Genomic DNA, 2160 nt, shown 5'->3' on the forward strand with positions numbered 1-2160 from the left:
CTCAACTCCTTGGCTCACAGAACGACATGGCTACGATCCGACTTGGCGCGGCGACGCGGCGCTCCCGGCCAAGTGCCGCGTCGCGCTGGCGGCGGGCGAGGTGCTCACGATCGAGACGCCGGCCGGCGGCGGGTGGGGGACCGCCGCACCGCCGCCGCATGTGGGGCGCGCGCCACGCGACGCGTGACGCGCCGCACGCGCGGGTGACCCCGCGCCGCACGGATCCGTCAGGAAGCTCGACGCCCCCGGCGTCCTCCCCCCGCCCAGCGCCCGCGCCCATGCACTCCGCCCGACCGTTCCGCGCCCCCGGCGCGCTCCGCTCGCTCGCCGCCGTCCTCGCGCTCGCCGCGTGCGGTGGGGGGTCGTCGCCGACCGACACGCCGCCGCCGGCGCCGACCACGCCGACCGTCCCGACCCCCACGCCGACCCCGGCTCCCACGCCGACGCCGACGCCGGTCCCCACGCCGACGCCGACGCCGACGCCCACACCGACCCCGACGCCCACGCCCACGCCGGCGCCGACTCCCACGCCGACCCCCACGCCGACGCCGACCCCCACGCCGACGCCGACCCCGCCGGCGGCCGGACGCGTCGCGCGCGTGGTCGTGTCGCCGGCGTCGGTGAACCTGCTGGAGGGGATGCAGCAGCGCTTCGTCGCCGAGCTGCGCGACGCCTCGGGCGCGGTGCTCACCGGACGCGCGGTGACGTGGCGCTCCAGCGCGCCGAACGTGCTGAGCGTCGACACGGGCGGCGTGGTGCGCGCGCTGCTGGCGGGGCGCGCCGACGTCATCGCGGCCAGCGACGGGACGGACGGCGCGGCGGCGGTGGCGGTGCTCGCGGGCGGCACGCGCTTCCTGGCCATCACCAGCGCCAACCCGTTCGAGGTCGTGCGTGGCACGCGTGCGGTCCTGCGCGCGCGCGTCACCGACGGGACCGGCCCGGTCGCGGGGGCGACGGTGACCTGGCTGCAGGAGGGGCTGGCGCTGCGCACCACGGTGACCAACGCGGACGGCGTCGCCGAGGCGGACGTCCCGACGGGCGTCGCCGGCACCTACACCGGACGCGTGCAGCTCATGGTCGGGACGAACGTCGAGCGTACGGTCACCTACGCGTACACCGTGTTCCCGTAAGCGGGGGCGTCGGCCCGTCCGCGCCGCGCGCTCCCGCGACGGTCACACCGTCGACGGTCACACCGTCAGCGCGGTCCCCTCGACGGCGACGGTGACCTCGGGGGCGCCGCGCGCGGCGCGCGCGACCCCCTGCGCCACCGCGGCGACGCGGTCCAGCGCGGCGTCGTCGCGCTCGGGGTGGTGGTGGAACAGCACGAGGCGGGGCACCCCGGCGTCGGCCGCGAGGCGCACCGCCTCGGCGTACGTCGAGTGCCCCCACCCGCGGTGGTGCGGCAGCTCGGCGGGGAGGTACGTCGCGTCGTGGACCAGCACCTCCGCGCCGGCGATCGCCTCCAGCAGCTCGCGCCGCCCGCCGCACTCCCCCTCGAACGCCGCCAGCTCGTTGTCGGGGAGGTAGACGGCGGCGCGTCCCGTCGCCGGGTCCTCGACGCGGAAGCCGGCCGCGCCGCCGGGGTGCAGCGCCGGCACCGCGCGCACGCGCAGCCCGGACAGCGTCGCCCCCTCGGCGGGCAGCGCGACGAACGTGGGCGCCGCCGCGCGCTGCGCGAGCGGCACCGGGAAGAGCGGGGGCGACGCCAGCGAGTGCGACGCGGCGCGGACCGCCTCGAGCACGTGCGGCGCGGCGTGCACCGTGACCGCGGCGCCCGCGACGTCGAGGGTGCCGAGGAAGGGGAGGCCGAGCAGGTGGTCGGCGTGCGCGTGCGTCACCAGCACGTCGATCGGGCCGGCGAGCTCGCCGGCGGCGCGGCGCGCCTCGCCGAACGGGCGCAGCCCCGTCCCCGCGTCGAGCACGAGGGCGCCGCCGGCGTGCGCCACCTCGACGCACGACGTGTTGCCGCCGTAGCGCGCCGTGGCGGCGCCCGGCGCGGCGACGCTCCCCCGCACGCGCCAGAAGCGGAGCGTGAGCGACATCGAGGTGCCCCCGCCGGTCAGACGGCGTCGTCGCCGGCGGCCGCCGCGGCGCCTTCGGCGGCGTCGGCGTCGCCCACGTCCGGCGCGCCCTCGCCCGCGCGCGCCGCGCGCTCGGCCG

3 protein-coding genes are annotated in these 2160 nt (G+C 79.5%); 2 read left to right on the top strand and 1 reads right to left on the bottom strand.

Features of this window, described 5'->3' with window-relative positions; translation table 11 throughout:
• Window positions 1–187: hypothetical protein (locus PYV61_RS24540; RefSeq protein WP_275836508.1), on the top strand; the 187-nt coding region annotated here is incomplete at its 5' end.
• Window positions 188–278: 91 nt separating this feature from the next.
• On the top strand, window positions 279–1130 hold the full coding sequence (locus PYV61_RS24545) for an Ig-like domain-containing protein (RefSeq protein ID WP_275836509.1): 852 nt from the start codon (window positions 279–281) through the stop codon (window positions 1128–1130).
• Between the two features lie 57 nt (window positions 1131–1187).
• On the opposite strand, the gene PYV61_RS24550 is transcribed toward PYV61_RS24545, so the two are convergent.
• Window positions 1188–2042 (bottom strand): MBL fold metallo-hydrolase, encoded by an 855-nt coding sequence (locus PYV61_RS24550; protein ID WP_275836510.1) that lies wholly within the window; start codon window positions 2040–2042, stop codon window positions 1188–1190.
• Window positions 2043–2160 lie beyond the last annotated feature (118 nt).

Origin of the sequence: Roseisolibacter sp. H3M3-2 (genome assembly GCF_029211165.1) — a bacterium.
In the GTDB taxonomy this organism is placed as follows: domain Bacteria; phylum Gemmatimonadota; class Gemmatimonadetes; order Gemmatimonadales; family Gemmatimonadaceae; genus Roseisolibacter.